Origin of the sequence: Nitrobacter hamburgensis X14, from assembly GCF_000013885.1 — a bacterium.
GTDB lineage: Bacteria > Pseudomonadota > Alphaproteobacteria > Rhizobiales > Xanthobacteraceae > Nitrobacter > Nitrobacter hamburgensis.
The window spans coordinates 3,416,633-3,437,440 of record NC_007964.1 but is presented as its reverse complement, the minus strand read 5'-3'; the positions used below and the strand labels follow the sequence as shown (position 1 = coordinate 3,437,440).

The window sequence follows — 20,808 nt, the reverse complement described above, 5'->3', positions numbered from 1 at the left end:
TCGCGTCGTTTTCAGAGCTGCCAGCTTGGCCAATACTGCATCCGTCATGCCTGCCGCTCCCGTTCTTTGGGCGGCGCACGCATGCGCCGGTCGAGCGAGAAGTTGAGGCGAACCTCTCCGCGGTCAAGCTTGAAGCTGCGCCTTGCTTTGATGTGTCGACATCATATCTCATACAGCGGTGTTCGGATTGGGAGCGAATTTGTATGATCAAAGACATTATTTTTCATCTTGAACGTGACACCTCTCGGGATACCGTTCGCGATTTCGCTGCTTCGATAGCCGAAACTTTCGCCGCGCATCTGACCGGGGTCATATTTAACTTTGAGACGAACATTCCCGCAGAAGCGCTCGGCGATCTGTTTGCCGAGAGCGAGGCAGAGGCGCGCGATGCAATCGGCCGTTTTGAGTTGGCCATGAAGCGCGGCGATCTTTCGGCTGAACCGCGGCTCATCTCTGGAACACCTAGGACGTTTTCGGAGATGGCACGGTGTTTCGATCTAAGCATCATCATGCAATCCGACGATTATAAGGGCGTCAATAACAGCATTCTAATCGAAGCGACGTTGTTTGATTCCGGTCGGCCGCTCATTGTCGTTCCTTGCATCCACCAGGGTGGGTTGAAGCTCGACCGAGTCGTGTGCTGTTGGGACGGAAGCCGCACCGCAGCGCGAGCCATCAATGATGCGTTGCCGCTGCTAAAAAAAGCCAACGCTGTCGAACTGTTTATTGTTGAAAATGAAAAGACCGCGGATGAGCAGGTACTTCGCGGAACCGAAATCGGCCGGCATCTCGCTCGACACGATATCAAGGCGGAGGTGGAAACGATACCTGCTGCCGATATCGATGTGGCGAATGCCATTCTGTCGCACATTGCTGACGGATCGACGAGCCTGGTTGTGATGGGCGGCTATGGACATTCTCGCCTCCGTGAATTCGTATTTGGTGGAGCGACGCGCGGAATGCTGGCGGCGATGACGGTTCCTGTTTTCATGTCGCACTAGCAGGCTGTTGAAGAAGTTTCCCACGGAGACGGATATGGAATGGAGTCAGCGTGATCTGCGGGCGGCGCCACCATCAGGGTCCTGATCGAGCATCTTGACGGTGCACGACTTGTGTTTCACGCGGCGGCTGCCAGGAGTTTGGGCAAGCGGATCAGGTTGTAGGCCGCCAGCGCCAGGGTGAAGGTGGCGTTGACGCGGTCGCGGCCTCGCAGCTTGATCTTGGCAAGTCCGGCGGAGGCCTTGATCCAGCCGAACACCTCCTCGATGCGCTTGCGACAGCGTTGGCTGACGGCATATCCGGCATGACGGAGAGTCCTCTGGTCGATCGCGGTCTTGCGCGGCTTTCCGGTCTTGCTCAAATGCCCGTCGATGGCGATGTGCGGCGTGACCGAACGCCGTCTTAAGTCCTCGACGAATGCGGTGACGTCATAGGCCTTGTCGGCGCCCAGCGTGATCCGCCGCTCGCTTTGGCCGCGGTGGCAGTCGATCAGCGCCAACGCCTGATCCCGCTCCGCCGTTCCGGTCGCCCGGCTCACGCCACCCAGCACCGCCAGTCCGTTGCGGTTCTCCATCAGGGCATGGCCGATGTAGCAAAGCTTCGCCGGCTGGCCGCCGCCCTTCTTATAGAGCCGTGCCTCGGGATCGGTCGTGCTCTGATGCGTCTCGTTGCAGCGCTTCTCGTTGTGGAAACTGCGCTCGGCGTTGCGTCCCGGTCCATCACTGTCCTGGTCACCGCCGTCCTTGCGCCGGAAGCTCTTGATCGATGCCCACGCCTCGATCAGCGTGCCGTCGACCGAAAAATGCTCGCTTGATAACAGCCGCTTGACCTGGTGCTGCCCCATCAGCGCGTTCAAGAACTTCGCGGCGATCTCACCTTCAAGCAATCGGTCGCGGTTCTTCGAGAAGGTCGAGTGGTCCCACACCGGGTCGTCCACGCCCAAGCCCACGAACCAGCGCAACAGCAGGTCGAACTCCAGCCGCTCCATCAACTGCCGTTCCGAGCGGATCCCGTAGAATGCCTGCAGCAGCATTGCCCGAAGCAGCTTCTCCGGTGCGATCGAGGGACGGCCGAACGCCGTGTAGAGCTTGTCAAAGTCCCTCGACAGATCATTCAACGCCGCGTTCGCGATCTGTCGGATCGTTCGCAGCGGATGGTCGGAGCGAATCCGAGCCTCCAAGTCCACATAGCTGAACAGCGAGCCTGACCGTTCGTCGCTTCCCCGCATCGCTCCCCCCTCGACGCATCCGCATCAAGAGAATCATGCCCAGAACCGCTGCGCCAGAGACTTCTTCAACAGCCTGCTAGAGCCTTTTCGCTTCTGATGGAATCAGAAGCGAGCTCTATGATTTTGATTTGACGCGTTTTCTTTACGCGAACCGGTATCCACTTCGCTCGAAAACGCTCTAAAAGCGGGATCAGATTCATTGTCCTGCCGGACCATCGCTTCGATGCAGTCGGTGTCGCTCCGCTCATCGAGGTCTTAACCTTTGGGGGCTTCATTGCCGACATTGCTGGCTTCATGATTCTGCCGACGACAAGAATTACGCAGCAATTCAATCATATACGAGTTCGCAGTTTTATTCTGGATAGCGCGCCATTGCCTATAACGCTGCATACAGGGATGCCGGCGCACATCCAGGCTGCTCCGCGATGCGGCTGGGCTTCCCGAACAGACGTCTCGTCACCGATGCGGCCTGCATTCAGGCGTGCGTACTGAAGCGCCCGTGCATCTCGTTGGCCGTCAGGCGGGCGAATTGCGCCTGACTGAGATGCAGCAGCGTCTGGTGATCGCCAGCTTCCATGTAGATGTCCGGCTGCGCGTTGATGCTGTCGTCGACGATGAGATCCAGTCCGTAGCATTTGCCGACGGCCGGCACCGCGCCATGCGCGCAGTCGCTAAACAACTGGCCGATCTCGGTCTCGTCGGCCATATCCACATCGCTGCCGAGTCTGGTCCTCAACTCCGGCATATGAAGGCGATGCGAGGCGGGCATGACGGCCAGCATGTAGGCGTCGTCTCGACGCAAAACGATGGCCTTGGCCAGGCGATCTCCCGGGATGTGGCATGTCTGCGCAGTGCGCGCGGACGACATGGTGGGTTCGTGCGGGATCTCTTCGTATTGGATGTTTTCGGCGGTCAGATATTTCTGGAGTGTGGGAGCGATAGACATGATGCAACCTCCGGTGCCAGATGCCAGCGACCACCGTGAGGGCCTTGCGCCGCACGATGGGCGGCCAACTGAGTATAGCGTCAAAAGACGCCGCTGTCCGCCGGTTGATAGCGAACGCCAGCAGCCGTTTTGTCGCATCGGATGTGAAACGGCTCTAGCTTTCCCGCTTTGCAGCCCCACATTGAAGACAGGCACGATTGCAGTCCAGCTCGCCCTCGGTAGGAGCGCGCGCGAGGCGCTACGGCCTCGGAACAAGGTCGAGTTGAGGGAGGGAGGGAGTGACATGGACGGCTCGGTTCAGCTGGAAATGCGCTTCGGTGCCTCCAACTATGCACCGATGCCGGTCACCATCGTGCGTGGCAAGGGCGTCTACCTGTGGGATGAAAGCGGGCGGCGCTACATCGATATGATGGGCGCCTATTCGGCGGCAAGCTTCGGGCATTGTCATCCGCGGCTGGTGCAGGCGCTCACCGATCAGGCACAACAACTGGACACGATCTCCCGTGCCTATTTCAACGATCGTCTCGGCGCCTTTCTCGGCCGTGCCTGCACCCTGACCGGAATGGATCTTGCGCTGCCGATGAACAGCGGCGCGGAGGCGGTGGAGACGGCGCTGAAGGCCGCGCGCAAATGGGCCTACACGGTCAAAGGGGTGGCAGCCGACAGCGCCGAAATCATCGTGTGCGACGGCAATTTTCACGGCCGCACCATCGCCATTGTCGGCTTCTCGTCTGTGCCGCAATATCGCGATGGTTTTGGGCCATTCCCGGCTGGCTTCAAATCGGTGCCGTTCGGCGATGCGGCCGCGCTTCGGGCTGCGATCACGCCGAATACAGCGGCCTTCCTGGTCGAGCCGATCCAGGGCGAAGGCGGCATCAACGTGCCGCCGCCGGGCTACCTCGCCGAGGTCGCGCGCATCTGCCGGGAGCACAACGTCCTGCTGATCTGCGACGAGATTCAGTCCGGGCTCGGCCGCACCGGACGGCTGCTGGCTTGCCAGCACGACGGCGTCACGCCGGATGCGGTGACGCTGGGCAAGGCATTGGGCGGCGGACTTCTGCCGGTGTCGTTGTTTCTGGCGCGCCGCGAGGTGATGCAGGTGTTCACACCCGGCGACCACGGCAGCACCTTCGGTGGCAATCCGATTGCCGCCGCGGTCGGACTGGCGGCGCTTGATACGTTGATCGAGGAGAAGTTGATCGAGCGATCCGCACGCCTCGGTGTGCATCTGCTCGCGCGGCTTCGCGCGATCAGGAATCCGATCATTCGCGAGGTGCGCGGGCGCGGGCTGTTCGTTGGAGTCGAACTGAATCGCGATTGCGCCAGTGCGGCTGCGGTGGCGACGCGGCTGTTGCGGGTTGGCGTGCTGACCAAGGATACTCACCGTAATACCGTCCGCTTCGCGCCACCGCTGACTATTGAGGAATCCCAGATCGATTGGGCGGTGGACCGTGTTGCCGAAGTGCTGGACGAATTCGCCCGCGTGGAAGCTCATCATTGATTGGGCTGCAAAGCGCTGCCTCAACCGATGTCGAAACGAACGCCCTGGGCTAGCGGGAGATCGTCACCGTAGTTCACGGTGCTGGTAAGACGTCGCATATACGCTTTCCAGGCGTCGGAGCCGGCTTCGCGACCACCGCCGGTTTCTTTTTCGCCGCCGAATGCGCCGCCGATCTCGGCGCCGGAAGGGCCGATATTGACATTGGCGATGCCGCAGTCGGAGCCCGCCGCTGAGAGGAACTTCTCCGTCTCGCGCATGTCGGTCGAGAAGATCGAGGACGACAGGCCGTGAGCGACCGCATTGTGCAACTCGATCGCTGCGTCGAGGTCGGTGTATGTCATGACATATAGAATCGGCGCGAAGGTCTCGCGCAGCACTGGTCCGGTCTGCGCCGGCATCTCCACCAGCGCCGGCCGGACATAATACGCGTTTGGAAACCGCTTCTCATCGACACGCTCGCCGCCGTGGACCCGCGCGCCGTGCGTCCGTGCCTGCTCAAGCGCGCGCTGCATGTTCCGGAATGCTGCTTGGTCGATCAGCGGACCGACCAGCACCTCGTCGCTCGTAAGCGGATCGCCGATCCGAACCGAGGCGTAAACCTGCTTCAACCTCGCTACGAACTCATTGTGGATGCTGTCATGGACGAACAGCCGACGCAACGTGGTGCAGCGCTGGCCGGCGGTTCCGATGGCCGCGAAAGCGATGGCCCGTAGCGCCAGATCGAGGTTTGCCGACGGACAGACGATCGAGGCGTTGTTGCCGCCGAGTTCGAGAATGCCGCGCGCAAACCGCCGCGCAAGCCGCGTTCCGACCTCGCGGCCCATCGCAGTCGATCCGGTCGCGGACACCAGCGGCAGGCGTGGATCGTCGACCAGCACTTCGCCGACATCGCGCCCGCCGATCAGCACCGTGGACAGGCCGTCCGGGATGTTGCCCGCCTTGGCGGCGGCGCGCTCGAACAGCGCCTGCACCGCCAGCGCCGCCAGCGGGGCTTTCTCCGACGGCTTCCAGATCACCGGACTGCCGCAGACGAGCGCCAGCGCCGCATTCCACGACCACACCGCGACGGGGAAATTGAATGAGGTGATGACGCCGACCGGGCCGAGCGGATGCCATTGCTCCATCATCCGGTGATTGGGCCGTTCGCTGGCGATGGTGAGGCCGTAAAGCTGGCGCGACAGGCCGACCGCGAAATCGCAGATGTCGATCATTTCCTGCACCTCGCCACGGCCTTCCGAGACGATCTTGCCGGCTTCGATGGTGACGAGGCGCCCCAGTGCATCCTTGGCGGCGCGCAATTCATGGCCGAGCAGGCGAACCAGTTCGCCGCGCTGCGGTGCAGGAACATGGCGCCATTGCCGGAATGCCGCTTCGGCCTGCGCAATGGCCTCGGCTGCGCGCTGCGGACTTGCATCCTCGACATGGGCGATGGTCTCGCCGGTCAGCGGTGATCGCACCGCACGCGCGCCGCGCCGACAGTCGGGGGCGACGCCAAGACGATCGAGCAGGGATGTAACCTCGCTGGCGAGCACGACGGGACTTTCTTCTGCGTTGTCAATCGACCGGTGGCAAACGGCGCATGTTGCGGTATTTCAAAGCAATTCTTCAGGCCATCCGATCGTTCCGGCGGTATGCTGCGGCGCGTGGCACGGCGCACTTCACGAAACTGTGCCGTGGCGTTGAACCGAAGGCACACTATTTGGTTGAGTAGGGAGCGTCCACGGTCTTGGGAGGCAACCGGATGACCAAGAACTGGCCGGACAATCAGCTTCCGGTAATCGCGCGCTTCGAGGTTCGATACCGCAACTACCTCGCGCCGGATGGCGCGATCACCCGGCCGCCCCCTGCCTTTGCTTCCGACATTGGTCTGCTGGTTTCGCTTTACCGCGCCATGGTGCTGGTGCGCGCCTTCGACCTGAAGGCGGTGGCGTTGCAGCGCACCGGGCGGCTCGGGACGTATGCGGTGTCGCTCGGCCAGGAAGCGGTCGCGGTCGGTGTCGCCAGCGCGATGCGCGACGAAGACGTGCTGCTGCCGTCTTATCGTGACAACGCGGCGATGATCTGGCGCGGGGTCAAGCTCGAGGAAATCCTGCTGTTCTGGGGTGGCGACGAGCGCGGCAACCATTCCTCCGGGCCGGTCCACGATTTCCCGTGCTGCGTCCCCGTCGGCTCGCAGGCGCCCCATGCCGCCGGCGTCGCCTATGCGTTCAAGCTGCGCCGCGAACCGCGCGTGGCGGTGTGCCTGTTCGGCGACGGCGCGACCTCGAAAGGCGACGTGTTTGAAGCGATGAATTTCGCCGGCGTGCACAAGCTGCCGGTGGTGTTCGTCATTACCAACAATCAGTGGGCCATTTCCGTGCCGTTGCGCTTGCAGACGGCCTCCGAGACCTTGGCGCAAAAGGCGATCGCGGCCGGCTTCATCGGCGAGCAGGTGGACGGCAACGACGCAGTCGCGATGCACGCTGCCGCGACTGAGGCCATCGCGGCCGCGCGCGACGGCCGCGGTCCGCGCCTGATCGAGGCGGTGACCTATCGGCTCGGCGATCACACCACGGCCGACGACGCTGCGCGCTATCGTCCGCCTGAGGAGGTGCAGGCGCGATGGAAGGATGAGCCGATCGGGCGGCTGCGCGCTTATCTCGTCGGCCGCAACGCCTGGGACAAGGCGAAAGAGGAGCAACTCGTCGCCGAATGCCAAACGCGGATCGCGGCGGCGGTCGAGCGTTATCTGGCGACCGGGCCGCGCGCGCCCGAGACCATGTTCGATCATCTCTACGCCACGCTGCCGCCGGTCTATGCCGCGCAGCGCCGCGACGTCGAGGAGAACCACTGATGCCGCAAGTGACGCTGATCGAAGCCGTCAACATGGCGCTGGCGCGCGCGATGGCCGACGATGCCGGGGTGGTGGTGCTCGGCGAGGATGTCGGCGTCAACGGCGGCGTATTCCGCGCTACTGTCGGTTTGCAGCAACGTTTTGGACCCGAGCGTGTGCTGGACACACCTCTGGCCGAACTTCTGATCAGCGGGCTGTGTGTCGGCCTGGCGAGCCAGGGCCTTAAACCGGTCGGCGAGATCCAGTTCATGGGCTTCATCTATCCCTGTGTCGATCAACTGGTGAACCATGCTTCGCGGTTGCGTAACCGCACTCAGGGGCGGCTCAGTTGCCCGATGGTCTTGCGCGTGCCGCATGGCGGCGGCATCCGCGCGCCCGAGCATCATTCCGAAAGCACCGAGGCGATGCTCGCGCATATTCCCGGTCTGCGCGTGGTGATCCCGTCGTCTCCCGAACATGCCTACGGGTTGTTGCTGGCCGCGATCCGCGATCCAGACCCCGTGGTTTTCCTGGAGCCGACCCGCATCTATCGCGCGGCCAAGGGCGAGGTCGATGACGACGGCGTGGCACTGCCGCTGGATGCCGCGTTCGTGCTGCGGGAGGGTCGCGATGTCACCCTGATAAGCTGGGGCGCGATGGTGCGCGAGACGTTGGCAGCGGCCGACGCACTGGATACCGAAGGCATCAGCGCCGAGGTGATCGACCTCGCGACGCTGAAACCATTCGACGAAGACACCGTGCTCGCGTCGGTGGCGCACACCGGACGCTGCGTGATCGTGCATGAAGCCGCGCGCACCGGCGGCTTCGGCGGCGAGATCGCCGCGCTGATCGCCGAGCGCGGGTTGACGTCGCTGCTGGCGCCGATTGCGCGCGTCACCGGCTACGATACGGTGATGCCGCTCCCGCGGCTCGAACAGCATTACATTCCGTCGGTCGGCCGCATCGTTGCTGCCGGTCGGGCGGCGTGCCGGTTCAATTGATGCGAGCGGAGCGACGGCGAATGCAGCAGTTCACATTGCCCGATCTGGGCGAGGGCCTCGAGGAGGCCGAAGTCGTCGCCTGGCACGTCAATGAGGGCGACCATATTGTGACCGATCAGCCGCTGCTGTCGGTGGAGACCGACAAGGCGGTGGTCGAAGTGCCGTCGCCGTGGAGCGGACGCATCGCGCGGCTGTGCGCGGAGAAGGGCGATCTGGTCAAGGTCGGCGCGCCGCTGGTGGAATTCGCCGCCGACGCCGAGCGGGACACCGGTACGGTGGTCGGCCAGCTTGAGAGCAGCGAGGAACGCGACGCGAAGGCCCCAAAGGTCGCACCGGCGCGGCGAGGCACGGCACAGGCCGCGCCGGCGGTCCGTGCGCTCGCCCAAAAACTCGATGTCGATCTCAACGCGGTGCAGCCGACCGGCCCCGATAACACCATTACGCGTGCGGATGTCGAACGCGCCGCGCGCAGCCTCGCCGAGGCTGGACCGGCGCAGGTGCTGCGCGGAATGCGGCGCGCGATGGCGCAGCGCATGACCGCCGCACACGCCGAAGTCGTTCCCGCCACCGTCACGGACGACGCCGACATCGAGGAGTGGCGCAAGGACGAAGACGCCACGATCCGCCTGATGCGGGCTATCGCAGCAGCGTGCAAAGCCGAACCCGCGCTCAATACATGGTACGATTCCCGTGCCGGCGAGCGTCGTCCGATCACGCGCGTCGATATCGGAATCGCGATCGACACCGAAGGTGGCCTGATCGTGCCGATCGTGCGCAACGTCGCCGCGCGCGATGCACATGACTTGCGCGCCGGGCTCGACCGGCTGCGCACCGATGCGGCCGCGCGACGAATTCCGCCGGAGGAATTGCGCGGCGCCACCATCACGTTGTCGAATTTCGGCATGATCGGCGGCCGCTTCGCGAATCTCGTTGTGGTGCCGCCGCAGGTGGCCATTGTCGGCGCCGGACGCATCGTCCAGCGCGTGGTGGCGCATCACGGCCAGCCGGCGGTGCGCCGCGTGCTGCCGTTGTCGCTTTCGTTCGACCATCGCGTGGTGACCGGGGGCGAGGCCACGCGCTTCCTGATGGCGCTGAAGGCGGATATCGAGCGCTCCGCATAGAGCATGGCTGATTGAGTTCACGCCCGCTCGTATGAGTTCGGGAGGGTTCGGTTCGGGCAGCCGAGCGAGCAACGCTCAATCGTGAGCTAAGTAGAGGGTGAAATCACTTCGCCAGTTCCTTCGATCGCTTTGTCGCGGCGGCAACTGCGCGCGTCATCAGCTCTTTCAGGCCGTGCTCGCCCATCAGCACGCTTAGCGCTGCGGCCGTGGTGCCGCCGGGCGAAGTGACGTTCTGGCGCAGCGTCGCGGCGTCGAGATCGGATCGGTACAGTAGTTCGCCTGAACCGGCGACGGTCTCGCGGGCGAGTTTTGTCGCAAGGTTCGCAGGCAGACCCGCGGCGACGCCGGCGCGCGCCAGCTCCTCGGCGAGCAGAAAGACGTAAGCCGGTCCCGATCCCGAGACAGCCGTGACGGCGTCCATCAGCGCTTCGTCATCGATCCATTCCACCGCCCCCGTGGCGCGCAGCAGCGCGTCGGCAGTGGCGCGCTGCTGCTCGTTCACGCCTTTGGCGGCGACCGCCACGGTGATGCCGCGGCCGATCGCGGCCGGCGTGTTGGGCATCGCGCGGACGATGGTGCCGCCGCAGACCGCGTCGAGCATGGCAATCGTCGTGCCCGCCATGATCGACACCACCAGGGTCGACGGCCCGATCAGCGGCCGCAACGCCGGGCCGGCTTTACCGAACGTTTGCGGTTTGACCGCGACGACGAGCGCCGCGACAGTGCCGGCCTCCTTTGCCGTGGGGTTCAGTCGGATGCCGCGCGCGGCGAGCGCGCGGACATCGTCGGAAGGGTGCGGCTCGATCACGGCGACGCGTTTCGGATTCAGTCCCCGCGCGAGCCATCCGGTCAGCAACGCGCCGCCCATCTTCCCCGCACCGGCGAGAACGACGGTGCCGGAGATATTTGCGAGAGTTTGCGTGTCCGGCGCGGTGGTCATGGCAGGCTCCTGATGGTCGGAGAGTGTTCGCGAAAAGACCCGTTATCGCCGGGCTAGAGCCTTTTCGCTTCTGATGGAATCAGAAGCGGGCTCTATGATTTTGATTTGACGCGTTTTCTTCACGCGAACCGGTATCCACTTCGCTCGAAAACGCTCTAAAGTGCGAAGCACATCTTCGCACAGATGCCCCGGCGATCCATCATTTCAGAAACGATTTGCAAGAGGATGGATGGCCGGGTCAAGCCCGGCCATGACGCCGATGGTGTAGCGCGAGAGGTTACGCCTCGCCCTCGGTGTCGAACATCGCGGCGCTCATCGCCTCGGCCGCGGACTTTCCGGCCCAGACCACGAACTGCAACGCCGGGTAATAGCGCTCGCAGGCATGGATGGCACCGGCCAGCATGGCCTCGCATTGCGCGTTCGACGCGATCAGCCCCTCGGGAAGCACAAGCGCCTGCCGGTACATGATCATGCCGGTCTGGGTCCAGATGTCGAAATGCCCGATCCACAATTGCTCGTTGATCGCGGCGATGATGCGCTGGACCTCGTTGCGGCGGGCCGCTGGTATCTTCATGTCGAAGGCGCAAGCGAGATGCAGCGCATCGATCTCGCTCATCCAGGTGAAGGTGAGCTGATAATCGGTCCAGTTGCCCTTCGAGACGATGGTGATCTCGTCTTCGCCCGAACGCTCGAACGCCCAGTCATTGGCGGCGGCGATGTCCTCGACCACCGTCAGCGGGTTGTTTTGGGATTCGATAGTGCCTTCGAGGAGCGACATGCCGTCCCGACCCTTGCTCATGCTTGTGTTGATACGCACGCATCGGACGGCACCAATGCTGGCACGCCGCGGCGGTCGTCGATCTCCAGGGCGGTCCGATGTGAGCGGATCGGATGAGAATGATGTCCTGCGCGGATCAAGTGATGTGATTTGCGGAATCGGCGCAACGCCGCCCGGAGTCCGTCCACAGGCAAAGCGCGCGTCGTCCACAACTGATCAAATGGCGATGCGGCTCGCGCCGTGAACAAAACGGATTCGGATTTGCGTCGTGCGAGTCCTGCGCTCCGGACTCGCTTGCCGCGAGTCCGGCATAGTCCGACATGATGGAATCGGATTTCCCGAGATGGATGATTTCTGATTCAGATGTCCTGCCGGCGGTTGCCGGTGGCGCGATCGGTGGCGAATGGCTGAAGGGTGGATGTGCCGCATGGCTGCGCCCTTCGCTCTCGACGGACCGGTCGATCGCATCGCTTTCGAAACTCATGTCAAGAAGGTTTTGATCCCTGCTCCGGACGGTGTCTCGTTTAGCGGCCTGTTTGTCCGTGGCGCCTGACAGCAGCTTCGCGTGGCAGAAAAATCCGGCCCAATTCCTTGTTATTCCGGGCGTTTACGGTTAGAACGCCGCCACGTCTCACGGCCCCCGCACCCCTGGAGGCTTGCCGGTGACGTGCAACGGGCCGCGATTGCGGCCTTTAACTTTTTGAAAAGCAAGGACTAAATCGATGGCGACCGTCAGGGAATTGAAGGCGACCGCGCGTCCGAAGAGCGGCAAGGGGGCCGCCCGGGCAGAGCGTCGCGCCGGCCGAGTGCCCGGTGTTATCTATGGAAACAACCAGCCCCCGCAGCCGATCTCGGTCGAAGAACCCGAACTGCGTCAGCGCATTCTGGCAGGCCGTTTCCTGACCACGGTCTTCGACATCAGCCTCGAAGGCAAGAAGCATCGTGTGATTCCGCGCGACTTCCATCTCGATCCGGTCAAGGATTTTCCGATCCACGTGGACTTCTTGCGGCTCGGCGAAGGCGCCACCATCCGCGTCAGCATTCCCATTCGCCTGCTGAAGGCGGATGTCGCGCCGGGCGTGAAGCGCGGCGGCACCGTCAACCTCGTGATCCACGCCATCGATGTCGAGTGCGCGGCCGACGACATTCCGCAATTCATCGAGGCCGACGTCGGCGGACTGGAAATGAGCCACTCGCTCCATCTGTCAGACGTCGAACTGCCGCCCGGTGTGAAACCGCTGGCGCGAGAGGACATGACGCTGGTGACCATCGTGCCGCCGTCAGGTTACGCGGAAGAAGTCAAGGCGGCTGCCGCTGCGGCTGCGGCCGGCACCGCGGCTCCCGCCGCTGGCGCGGCCCCCGCGGCAGGCGCGGCTGCCGCAGGCGCGAAGGCGCCCGCGGGCGGTGGCGACAAAAAGAAGTAAGCGACAACCCGCGTCATGCGCCTGTTCGTCGGACTGGGCAATCCCGGCACGAAGTATCAGGGTAACCGACACAACATCGGATTCATGGTCGTGGACGAGATCGCGCGGCGCCACGGTTTCGCACCGTGGCGCCGCCGCTTTCAGGGCGAGGCCTCCGAAGGCGCGCTCGATCAGGAGCGCGTCGTTCTGCTCAAGCCCGCGACCTACATGAACGAGTCCGGCAACGCGGTTCAGGACGCCGCGCGATTCTTCAAGCTGACGGAGGGTGACGTCGTGGTGTTTCACGACGAGATCGAGCTCCCGCCGGCCAAGGTCCGCGTCAAGGTCGGCGGCGGCATTGCCGGACACAATGGCTTGCGATCGATTTCGGCGCATATCGGCAACGAGTATCGCCGCGTCCGGCTCGGCGTCGGTCACCCTGGCGTCAAGGAACGGGTGCATGCGCACGTGCTGAACGACTTCGCCAAGAGCGAGCGGCCCTGGGTCGAGGCGCTGGTGGATGTCGTGGCGGAAAACGCGGCGCTGCTCGTGACAGCCAGGGATTCGGCGTTTCAGAACAAGGTGCATCTTGCGATGCAGGCGAAGGGATTCGTCGAGAAGGACGCCAAGGGAGACAACGGCGGCAAGTAACACCGTCGTCATCGCCGGATTTGATCCGACGATCCATCCCTCAAAGAAGATGGATACGCGGGTCGCTTGTACGAAGATGTGCTTCGCACTTAAGCCCGCGTATGATGATCCAGCCCTTTAGCGCAGTTTGCGCCAATCATCGGAAATGAATCATGGGATTCAAGTGCGGTATCGTCGGATTGCCCAATGTCGGCAAGTCGACTCTGTTCAACGCGCTGACGGAGACGGCGGCGGCGCAGGCTGCGAACTATCCGTTCTGCACCATCGAGCCCAATGTCGGCGCCGTGGCGGTGCCGGATCCGCGCCTTGACCAGCTCGCGGCGGTCGCCAAATCGGCGCAGATCATTCCGACGCAACTGACGTTTGTCGACATCGCGGGTCTGGTGCGCGGCGCATCCAAGGGTGAAGGCCTCGGCAACCAGTTTCTCGCCAACATCCGCGAAGTCGATGCGGTCGCCCATGTGGTGCGCTGTTTTGAAGATTCCGACATCACCCATGTCGAAGGCAAGATCGCGCCGCTCGCGGATATCGAGACCATCGAGACCGAGCTGATGCTGGCCGATCTCGACAGTCTCGAGAAGCGTGTCGACACCCTTTCGAAAAAGGCCAAGGGCAACGACAAGGAGGCCAAGGAGCAGCTCGATCTGGTCGAGCGTGCGCTCAAGCTGTTGCGCGAGGGCAAGCCGACGCGCGGCATGGAGCGCAAGCCTGAGGAAGAGCGCAATTTCCGCATGCTCGGACTACTGACCTCAAAGCCGGTGCTCTACGTCTGCAACGTCGAGGAGGGCTCGGCGGCTGGCGGCAACGCCTTCTCGCAGGCGGTGTTCGACCATGCGACCAAGGAAGGCGCGGTCGCGGTGGCGATTTCCGCGAAGATCGAATCCGAGATCGCGACGCTGTCGCGCGAGGAGCGCGCTGATTTTCTCGATACGCTGGGGCTGGAAGAGGCGGGTCTCGACCGGCTGATCCGCGCCGGCTACCGGTTGCTCGATCTCATCACCTACTTCACGGTCGGCCCGAAGGAAGCGCGGGCATGGACCATCACCCGCGGCACCAAGGCGCCGGCCGCGGCCGGCGTCATTCACACCGACTTTGAAAAAGGTTTCATCCGCGCCGAAACCATCGCTTACGCCGATTATGCGGCGCTCGGCGGCGAGGCCGGTGCGCGCGATGCCGGCAAGCTGCGGCTGGAAGGAAAGGAGTATGTGGTCGCCGACGGCGACGTCATGCATTTCAGGTTCAATACTTAGAGCATGATCAGGAAAAGTGAGCACCGGTTTTCCGTCAGATCATGCGAAAAACAGACCTCTGATCCGGTTCAATCTGAACGGATCAACACGGTGGATCAATCGACAGGATTCCTGGTCTGCGTGCTTCGCAGGCATCCCGGAATGACTAGAGCCTTTTCGCTTCTGATGGAATCAGAAGAGGGCTCTATGATTTTGATTTGACGCGTTTTCTTCACGCGAACCGGTATCCACTTCGCTCGAAAACGCTCTAAGAATAGGATCGCCGTCTAAGACCGTGTGAGCGCCTTTAATGCCTCGCGCCCTGATCGCGGATCGCACCGAGATGCTCATTGATACGAAACACGATCAGGATGCATTCGGCTGCGATCCGCGAAAACATGATGCCGACCAGGACGCCGGCGACGCTCAGAAGAATTGTGATGAAGCCGCCGAACGGACTGACCGCCATCGTCGCCAGGCCCGCGAAGATGCCGGATAATCCGGACAGAACAATCAAAACGATGACCAGCCAGTAGAATACCTTGATGATCGTGGGCGTGATGAAGCGATCCCACTGAAACAGATCCCGGAATTCAAACATCTGCCGTTCCCCTCGCGCATCGCCGCCGTCATAAGCCGAACGGCACTTAACCCCACGGGCCGTCCCTAGCAAGATCGCAGCCGCGTCATGCCGGCGTGCGGGTTGAGATTGCTGCAAATAGCGGCCACAATCGGGCCGTTCCTTCAACAGGTCCGGCCATGACCCTGACATTTGAGGATTTTCCCGTCGGCCGTTTCGGCACGTTCGGCCCGCGGCATGTCAGCCGTGACGAAATCATCGCATTCGCGTCGGAGTTCGATCCCCAGCCCATGCACCTCGACGAGGAAGCGGCCAGGCACACCATGCTGCGCGGGCTGTCGGGATCGGGCTGGCATTTGTGTTCGCTCATGATGCGCATGATGTTCGACGGCTATATCGGACGGACCGCTTCGCTCGGTTCTCCCGGCATCGATGAAGTCCGCTGGCTGTCGCCGTTGCGCCCCGGCGACGATCTGCTGCTGGATGTCGACGTCACCGCGGCGCGGGTGTCGCGCAGCCGCCCGGAGACGGGAATCGTGACCTTCGCGATCCGCGTGCGCAACGCTTCAGGGCAGGTCTTGCTCGAAGCGGTGTCGCCGATCATCATCAAGCGCCGCACGGCGTCGATGGCGCGGAACTGACCGATGCGCTATTTCGAAGACATGAAGGTCGGGCAGCATCGCGATCTCGGTTCGTTTACCTTCACCGCCGAGCTCATCAAGGCGTTCGCGTCGCAATTCGACCCGCAGCCGTTTCATCTCGACGAGGAGGAGGGCCGAAAATCACTGTTCGGCGGTCTGGCGGCCTCCGGCTGGCATGTCGGGTCGGTTTGGATGAAGCTGATGGTGGCGGACGGTCAGCGTGAGGCGGCGGACGCCGCCGCGCGCGGCGAGAAGCTCGCGATGTGGGGACCGTCGCCGGGGTTTCGCGACCTGCGCTGGCTGAAGCCGGTCCTGGCGGGCGATACCGTCAGCTACGCCAGCGACGTCTACTCGCTGAGGCTCTCTCGCTCGCGGCCGGAGTGGGGTGTCATGCAAGTGCGCAACACCGGCACCAATCAGCGCGGCGAGCTGGTGTTTTCCTTTCTGGCGTCGGTTTTCGTGCCGCGCCGAGACCCGCAGGATTGACGGTCTGTACGGTTGCTCTCGCGATTTCGTTCGGATTTTATGCGAGAAACCGGTGTTCCGTTAAGGAATTGTGAACTCTCAGCCAGTCTTGATCGAGCTACTTGGAGCCTTTCCGCTTCTGATGGAATCAGAAGCGGGCTCCATGATTTTTGATTTGACGCGTTTTCTTCGCGCGAACCGGTACCCATCCTCGGGTCAAGCCCGAGGGCATGCTTCGCTCGAAAACGCTCCAAGGGGCAGGGGATGGCGATGGCGGATCGTACCGGATTGAAGATCGTCGGCTTTCTCTTCGCGACCGTGACGCTGGCCGTGACGGTGGCAACCTGGACAGTGGTGAAGGGTTATGCCGACGGCGTGTATTCGCTGGAGAATACCGCGACCGCGAACATCGCGGCTCGCTGAAGCGGGCCTGAAAAGCGAGCCGCTCAGTCGGCGCCGCCGAGCCGGGCCTCGAGCGCCGCGACGCGCGCCTTCAGCGCTTCGTTGTCCTCACGCGCGAGCCGCGCCATCTCCTTCACGGCCTCGAACTCCTCGCGCTTGACGATATCGAGATCGCGCATAACCTTCTCGGCCTGATTGCGGACCACCGCATCGACCTCGCGCTTGACCCCCTGCGCAGCGCCGGCCGCGTCGTTCATCAACCGTCCAATCTCGTCGAAAAACCGGTTGCTGGTCTGGGTCATCTCACTTCCTCCCGGCCGGCGGCAAGATCGCCGCCACGCCTCACGATCAGACAATGGCAATCCGGACGCGGCAGTTCAAGTCCGCTTGAGCGCCCGATCCCGCCGCCAGCCTTGTCAGTGCCGGATTTCCTTGCAATCGTGACGGGATCATTCAAGACGTGGATGGCCGCGACAAGCGCGGGCATGACGCCCTGGGTGGAACGACAACCGATGTTTCTCCTCATCACCTATCCCGTCTTCGATCCCGTCGCCATCTCGCTCGGCCCGATCGCGATTCGCTGGTATGCGCTGGCCTATATCGGCGGCATCATGCTCGGCTGGCTCTATGCGCGGGCGTTGCTCAAGAGCGAGAAGCTCTGGGGCGGGCCGGCGCCGATCTCGGGGCTGCAACTCGACGACTTCATCCTGTGGGTGACGATCGGCATCATCCTCGGCGGCCGCACCGGCTATGTGCTGTTCTACAACCTGGATTTCTTCATCCGCCATCCCGCCGAGATCTTCGAGATCTGGAAGGGCGGCATGTCGTTCCATGGCGGCTTCATGGGTTGCGTCGTGGCGGTGATCCTGTTCTGCCGCAAGCATGGCCTGCCGATCCTGTCGCTTGGCGACGTCGCCACCGCGGTCGGGCCGATCGGCCTGTTCCTCGGCCGTATCGCCAACTTCATCAACAGCGAACTATGGGGCCGCCCGGCCGACCCGAGCCTGCCGTGGGCCATGGTGTTTCCTAACGGCGGCCCGCTGCCGCGCCATCCGAGCCAGCTTTACGAGGCCACGCTCGAGGGCCTTGTGCTGTTCACGATCCTTGCGTTGATGATCCGGGCCGGCGCGCTGAAGCGGCCGGGCCTCGTTCTCGGCAGCTTCATCACGCTGTACGCGATGGCGCGCATTGCCGGCGAATTCTTCCGCGAGCCAGATCCGCAGCTCGGATTTCTGTGGGGCGGATTGACCATGGGAATGCTATTGTCGGCACCGATGATTATTGCCGGACTTGCCATTATTTGCGTTGCCTGGTCGCGCGGCCCGCGGGCGCCAGTCGCACAGACGATTTCGACCCCGGACGTTTCAACCAAGGCCGATCGTGACTGAAGCTTCTCCGCTGCTGCCCGACATTAAAAAACTGATCAAGACATCCGGCCCGCTGCCGGTCTGGCGCTACATGCAGCTTTGCCTGACCCATCCCGAACACGGCTACTACATCGCGCGCGACCCGCTCGGGCGTGAGGGCGACTTCATCACCTCGCCGGAAGTCAGCCAGATGTTCGGTGAACTGATCGGGCTTTGGGCGGCATCGGTGTGGCGCGCGATGGGCTCTCCGACCACGCTGCGGCTGATCGAGCTCGGCCCCGGCCGCGGCACCATGATGGCGGATGCGCTGCGCGCGCTGCGCGTGCTGCCGCCGATGCATCAGGCACTCAGCGTGCATCTGGTCGAGATCAATCCGGTGTTGCGGGAGAAGCAGAAGGCGGCGCTGTCCGACGCGCGGACCATCCAGTGGCACGCGAGCCTCGACGAGGTGCCACAGGGGCCGGCGATCATTCTCGCCAACGAATATTTCGACGTGCTTCCGGTCCATCAGATGGTCAAGCGCGACGATGGCTGGTACGAGCGCGTCGTCGATATCGACGGCAGCGGCCAGCTCGTATTCGGCACGACCGCGGCGCCGACGCCGCGGTTCGACGCGCTACTGCCGCCGCTGGTGCGCGCGGCGCCGGTCGGAGCCATTTTCGAGTGGCGTCCGGACGCCGAGATGATGACCATCGCAACCCGCGTCCGCGATCACGGCGGCGCCGCGCTGATCATCGATTACGGTCATGTGCGCAGCGATGCCGGCGACACCTTCCAGGCCATTGCAGGCCACAGCTTCGCCGATCCGCTGAAATATCCCGGTCAGGCCGACGTTACCGCGCATGTCGATTTCCAGGCGCTCGCCCGCGCCGCCGAGGATATCGGCGCCCGCGTACACGGACCGGTGACGCAGGGAGAATTCCTGCAACGGCTCGGCATCGAGGCCCGCGCCGTCAACCTGATGGCGAAGGCGACCCCTGAAATATCCGAGGGCATTTCGACGGCGCTGAAACGTCTGACCGAAGGCGGTCGCGGCGGCATGGGATCGATGTTCAAGGCGATCGGCGTCTCCGATTCCAGCCTCACCGAGCTGGCGGGACTGAGCGACCGGAAGCGGCGCGGCGGGATCAGGGCGCCATGACGCTTGTATCCTCCCTGCTCTCGGCCGTTCCCGGCCTGCGGCACGCCTTTTTCACCCGCGAGGGCGGCGTCTCGCAGGGCATCTACGAAAGCCTGAATGCGGGCATCGGCTCGCAGGACGATCCGGCGCATGTCGCCGAGAACCGGCGGCGCATGGCCGAGGTCATGGGCGTTGCGCCGGCGAATTTTCTCTCCCTCTACCAGATCCACTCGCCCGACGCCGTGATCGCCGACAGGTCCTGGGACGCCGCATCGCGGCCGCGCGCCGACGCCATTGTCACGAAAACGCCGGGGCTTGCGATCGGCGTCACCGCGGCCGATTGCGGCCCGATCCTGTTCGCCGATCCGCGGGCCCGCGTCATCGGCGCCGCACATGCCGGCTGGAAGGGCGCGCTGACCGGCGTGCTGGAAAAGACCGTCGATGCGATGGAAACACTCGGCGGCCGGCGCGGCGACATCGCCGCCGCCATCGGTCCGCTGATCCGGCAGCAAAGCTACGAGGTCGGCGCCGAATTCGTCGCGGGATTCACCGAGGCCGATCCGGGCCATGCGCGGTTCTTCGTTCCGTCGGAGCGCGATGGCCATGCCATGTTCGATCTCGGCGGCTTCATTCGGATGCGGCTGGAGCGCGCGGGCATACTGACGATCGACGACACCGGCATCGACACCTATTCCAGCGAGAGCTTCTTCAGCTACCGCCGCTCGGTGCATCGCAAGGAGCCGGATTTCGGCCGCCACGTCCATGCCATCGTGCTGGAAGGCGAATAGCTCCGCAAAACCTCGAACGAATTGAGAACGGCCGCGATTGTCCGCAAAACCCTTGCGGCCCCGGTGTCGCTTCGCCCTAGACGTTAACGCGTTTTAACGATATCGCTCGACGAAAACAGGGACGTCAGCGAATGCCTCTCAAGACCCCCGGCGCCGGGCGGTTCGCGCGCACCGTCGCGCTGCTGGCGATGCTGTGCTTGCTGGCCGGCTGCGCGGGCGGCGGCAATGGCGGCGAGTCCTTCGCTCAGGCCGGCAATGGCGCGACCGTCGCGTTCGAATCCGTCGACGGACCGCCGCCGCAGGTGTTCGACCGTCTCGTCGACATCCTCAATTCCGAATCGCAACTCCGCAATCTGGCGATCGTGTCGCGCGAGGCCAAAGCCGCCTATCGCGTGCGCGGCTATCTCGCGGCCGAAGTCAGCCGGGGGCGCACCACCATCGCCTGGGTCTTCGACGCCTACGATCGCGATCAGCACCGCGCGCTGCGCCTGAGCGGCGAGGAGCCCGGTGGCAAGGCCGGACGCGATGCCTGGGCCGCCGCCGATGATCTGATGCTGCGCAAGATCGCGCAGGCCGGGCTGAGCGGATTGAGCAGCATGGTGAACGGTACCGCTGCGCCCGAGGCGGAACCTGCGCCGCCGCCGTCCAGCGGCCCCGCAATCGCCAGCGCGGACGATTTTCCGCAGACGTCCGGCGCGCCGGTGAGCGCGCTCGGCTTTGCCGCGCATTAAGCCATCATTTTAGGCCGGAAACGCAGGATTTTACGCCGGAATTCGCGGGCCGCGTATTGCCAGACTTGGCCACTCCTTGATACACCGCCTCCGTCGGTATCGGAG

General features: G+C 63.6%; 23 protein-coding genes. 15 read left to right on the top strand and 8 right to left on the bottom strand.

The window, feature by feature from the left end:
* Window positions 1-203 precede the first annotated feature (203 nt).
* Window positions 204-1,001, top strand: a complete 798-nt coding sequence (locus tag NHAM_RS15975) for a universal stress protein (protein ID WP_011511509.1) — start codon at window positions 204-206, stop codon at window positions 999-1,001.
* A gap of 116 nt (window positions 1,002-1,117) precedes the next feature.
* Here the strand turns inward: NHAM_RS15975 and NHAM_RS15970 are convergent, their stop codons facing one another.
* Both NHAM_RS15970 and NHAM_RS15965 read right to left on the bottom strand, forming a co-directional pair.
* Entirely contained in the window at window positions 1,118-2,227 is a 1,110-nt protein-coding gene (locus NHAM_RS15970; protein ID WP_011509106.1) for an IS5-like element ISNha7 family transposase, read from the bottom strand.
* 475 nt (window positions 2,228-2,702) lie between these two features.
* Window positions 2,703-3,173 carry an aminoacyl-tRNA deacylase gene (locus NHAM_RS15965; protein WP_011511508.1) on the bottom strand — a complete coding sequence of 157 codons (471 nt, stop codon included), beginning with the start codon at window positions 3,171-3,173 and terminating at the stop codon, window positions 2,703-2,705.
* 283 nt (window positions 3,174-3,456) lie between these two features.
* On the opposite strand from NHAM_RS15965, the gene rocD reads away from it, so the two are divergent.
* Window positions 3,457-4,674, top strand: a complete 1,218-nt coding sequence (rocD, locus tag NHAM_RS15960; protein ID WP_011511507.1) for an ornithine--oxo-acid transaminase — start codon at window positions 3,457-3,459, stop codon at window positions 4,672-4,674.
* A 20-nt stretch (window positions 4,675-4,694) separates the two neighbouring features.
* On the opposite strand, the gene amaB is transcribed toward rocD, so the two are convergent.
* Entirely contained in the window at window positions 4,695-6,206 is a 1,512-nt protein-coding gene (gene amaB / locus NHAM_RS15955; RefSeq protein WP_011511506.1) for an L-piperidine-6-carboxylate dehydrogenase, read from the bottom strand.
* 209 nt (window positions 6,207-6,415) lie between these two features.
* Here amaB and pdhA point away from each other — a divergent pair, with 209 nt between their 5' ends.
* From pdhA to NHAM_RS15940, 3 genes are read left to right on the top strand one after another with little or no spacing between them, the layout of a single operon-like run.
* On the top strand, window positions 6,416-7,507 hold the full coding sequence (gene pdhA / locus NHAM_RS15950; protein ID WP_011511505.1) for a pyruvate dehydrogenase (acetyl-transferring) E1 component subunit alpha: 1,092 nt from the start codon (window positions 6,416-6,418) through the stop codon (window positions 7,505-7,507).
* Window positions 7,507-8,487, top strand: a complete 981-nt coding sequence (locus tag NHAM_RS15945) for an alpha-ketoacid dehydrogenase subunit beta (protein ID WP_011511504.1) — start codon at window positions 7,507-7,509, stop codon at window positions 8,485-8,487. Before pdhA ends, NHAM_RS15945 begins: the two co-directional genes overlap by 1 nt.
* 20 nt (window positions 8,488-8,507) lie before the next feature.
* A complete protein-coding gene (locus tag NHAM_RS15940; RefSeq protein ID WP_011511503.1) occupies window positions 8,508-9,608 on the top strand; it encodes a dihydrolipoamide acetyltransferase family protein in 1,101 nt (366 codons plus the stop codon).
* A 103-nt stretch (window positions 9,609-9,711) separates the two neighbouring features.
* Here NHAM_RS15940 and proC read toward each other — a convergent pair whose 3' ends face one another.
* Window positions 9,712-10,548, bottom strand: a complete 837-nt coding sequence (gene proC / locus NHAM_RS15935; RefSeq protein ID WP_011511502.1) for a pyrroline-5-carboxylate reductase — start codon at window positions 10,546-10,548, stop codon at window positions 9,712-9,714.
* Window positions 10,549-10,825: 277 nt separating this feature from the next.
* On the bottom strand, window positions 10,826-11,326 hold the full coding sequence (locus NHAM_RS15930; RefSeq protein ID WP_041359154.1) for a YbjN domain-containing protein: 501 nt from the start codon (window positions 11,324-11,326) through the stop codon (window positions 10,826-10,828).
* A 722-nt stretch (window positions 11,327-12,048) separates the two neighbouring features.
* Between NHAM_RS15930 and NHAM_RS15920 the strand changes: the two genes are divergently transcribed.
* From NHAM_RS15920 to ychF, 3 genes are all read left to right on the top strand, one after another.
* Window positions 12,049-12,750: a 50S ribosomal protein L25/general stress protein Ctc gene (locus NHAM_RS15920; protein WP_011511499.1), complete on the top strand. Its 702-nt coding sequence runs from the start codon at window positions 12,049-12,051 to the stop codon at window positions 12,748-12,750.
* 15 nt (window positions 12,751-12,765) lie between these two features.
* Entirely contained in the window at window positions 12,766-13,380 is a 615-nt protein-coding gene (pth, locus tag NHAM_RS15915) for an aminoacyl-tRNA hydrolase (protein WP_011511498.1), read from the top strand.
* 152 nt (window positions 13,381-13,532) lie between these two features.
* Window positions 13,533-14,630 (top strand): redox-regulated ATPase YchF, encoded by a 1,098-nt coding sequence (ychF, locus tag NHAM_RS15910; RefSeq protein WP_011511497.1) that lies wholly within the window; start codon window positions 13,533-13,535, stop codon window positions 14,628-14,630.
* Between the two features lie 286 nt (window positions 14,631-14,916).
* Here the strand turns inward: ychF and NHAM_RS15905 are convergent, their stop codons facing one another.
* Complete coding sequence (locus NHAM_RS15905; RefSeq protein ID WP_011511496.1) at window positions 14,917-15,210, bottom strand: DUF4282 domain-containing protein; 294 nt, start codon at window positions 15,208-15,210, stop codon at window positions 14,917-14,919.
* A 158-nt stretch (window positions 15,211-15,368) separates the two neighbouring features.
* Here NHAM_RS15905 and NHAM_RS15900 point away from each other — a divergent pair, with 158 nt between their 5' ends.
* From NHAM_RS15900 to NHAM_RS27655, 3 genes are all read left to right on the top strand, one after another.
* Complete coding sequence (locus NHAM_RS15900; protein WP_011511495.1) at window positions 15,369-15,830, top strand: MaoC family dehydratase; 462 nt, start codon at window positions 15,369-15,371, stop codon at window positions 15,828-15,830.
* Window positions 15,831-15,833: 3 nt separating this feature from the next.
* On the top strand, window positions 15,834-16,316 hold the full coding sequence (locus NHAM_RS15895) for a MaoC family dehydratase (protein WP_011511494.1): 483 nt from the start codon (window positions 15,834-15,836) through the stop codon (window positions 16,314-16,316).
* A gap of 249 nt (window positions 16,317-16,565) precedes the next feature.
* Window positions 16,566-16,718 (top strand): hypothetical protein, encoded by a 153-nt coding sequence (locus tag NHAM_RS27655; RefSeq protein ID WP_041359153.1) that lies wholly within the window; start codon window positions 16,566-16,568, stop codon window positions 16,716-16,718.
* 23 nt (window positions 16,719-16,741) lie between these two features.
* Here the strand turns inward: NHAM_RS27655 and NHAM_RS15885 are convergent, their stop codons facing one another.
* Both NHAM_RS15885 and NHAM_RS26855 read right to left on the bottom strand, forming a co-directional pair.
* Window positions 16,742-16,999 (bottom strand): accessory factor UbiK family protein, encoded by a 258-nt coding sequence (locus NHAM_RS15885; RefSeq protein ID WP_011511492.1) that lies wholly within the window; start codon window positions 16,997-16,999, stop codon window positions 16,742-16,744.
* Window positions 16,996-17,184 (bottom strand): hypothetical protein, encoded by a 189-nt coding sequence (locus NHAM_RS26855; RefSeq protein WP_157043656.1) that lies wholly within the window; start codon window positions 17,182-17,184, stop codon window positions 16,996-16,998. Before NHAM_RS26855 ends, NHAM_RS15885 begins: the two co-directional genes overlap by 4 nt.
* Window positions 17,185-17,209: 25 nt before the next feature.
* Between NHAM_RS26855 and lgt the strand changes: the two genes are divergently transcribed.
* The 4 genes from lgt (at window position 17,210) to NHAM_RS15865 (ending at window position 20,703) form a co-directional block, all read left to right on the top strand.
* Entirely contained in the window at window positions 17,210-18,085 is an 876-nt protein-coding gene (lgt, locus tag NHAM_RS15880; protein ID WP_011511491.1) for a prolipoprotein diacylglyceryl transferase, read from the top strand.
* Window positions 18,078-19,205: a class I SAM-dependent methyltransferase gene (locus NHAM_RS15875; protein WP_011511490.1), complete on the top strand. Its 1,128-nt coding sequence runs from the start codon at window positions 18,078-18,080 to the stop codon at window positions 19,203-19,205. The genes lgt and NHAM_RS15875 overlap by 8 nt, the downstream gene beginning before the upstream one ends.
* Entirely contained in the window at window positions 19,202-19,972 is a 771-nt protein-coding gene (gene pgeF, locus NHAM_RS15870) for a peptidoglycan editing factor PgeF (protein ID WP_011511489.1), read from the top strand. The genes NHAM_RS15875 and pgeF overlap by 4 nt, the downstream gene beginning before the upstream one ends.
* A 131-nt stretch (window positions 19,973-20,103) precedes the next feature.
* On the top strand, window positions 20,104-20,703 hold the full coding sequence (locus NHAM_RS15865) for a hypothetical protein (protein ID WP_011511488.1): 600 nt from the start codon (window positions 20,104-20,106) through the stop codon (window positions 20,701-20,703).
* The last annotated feature ends 105 nt before the right edge of the window (window positions 20,704-20,808 follow it).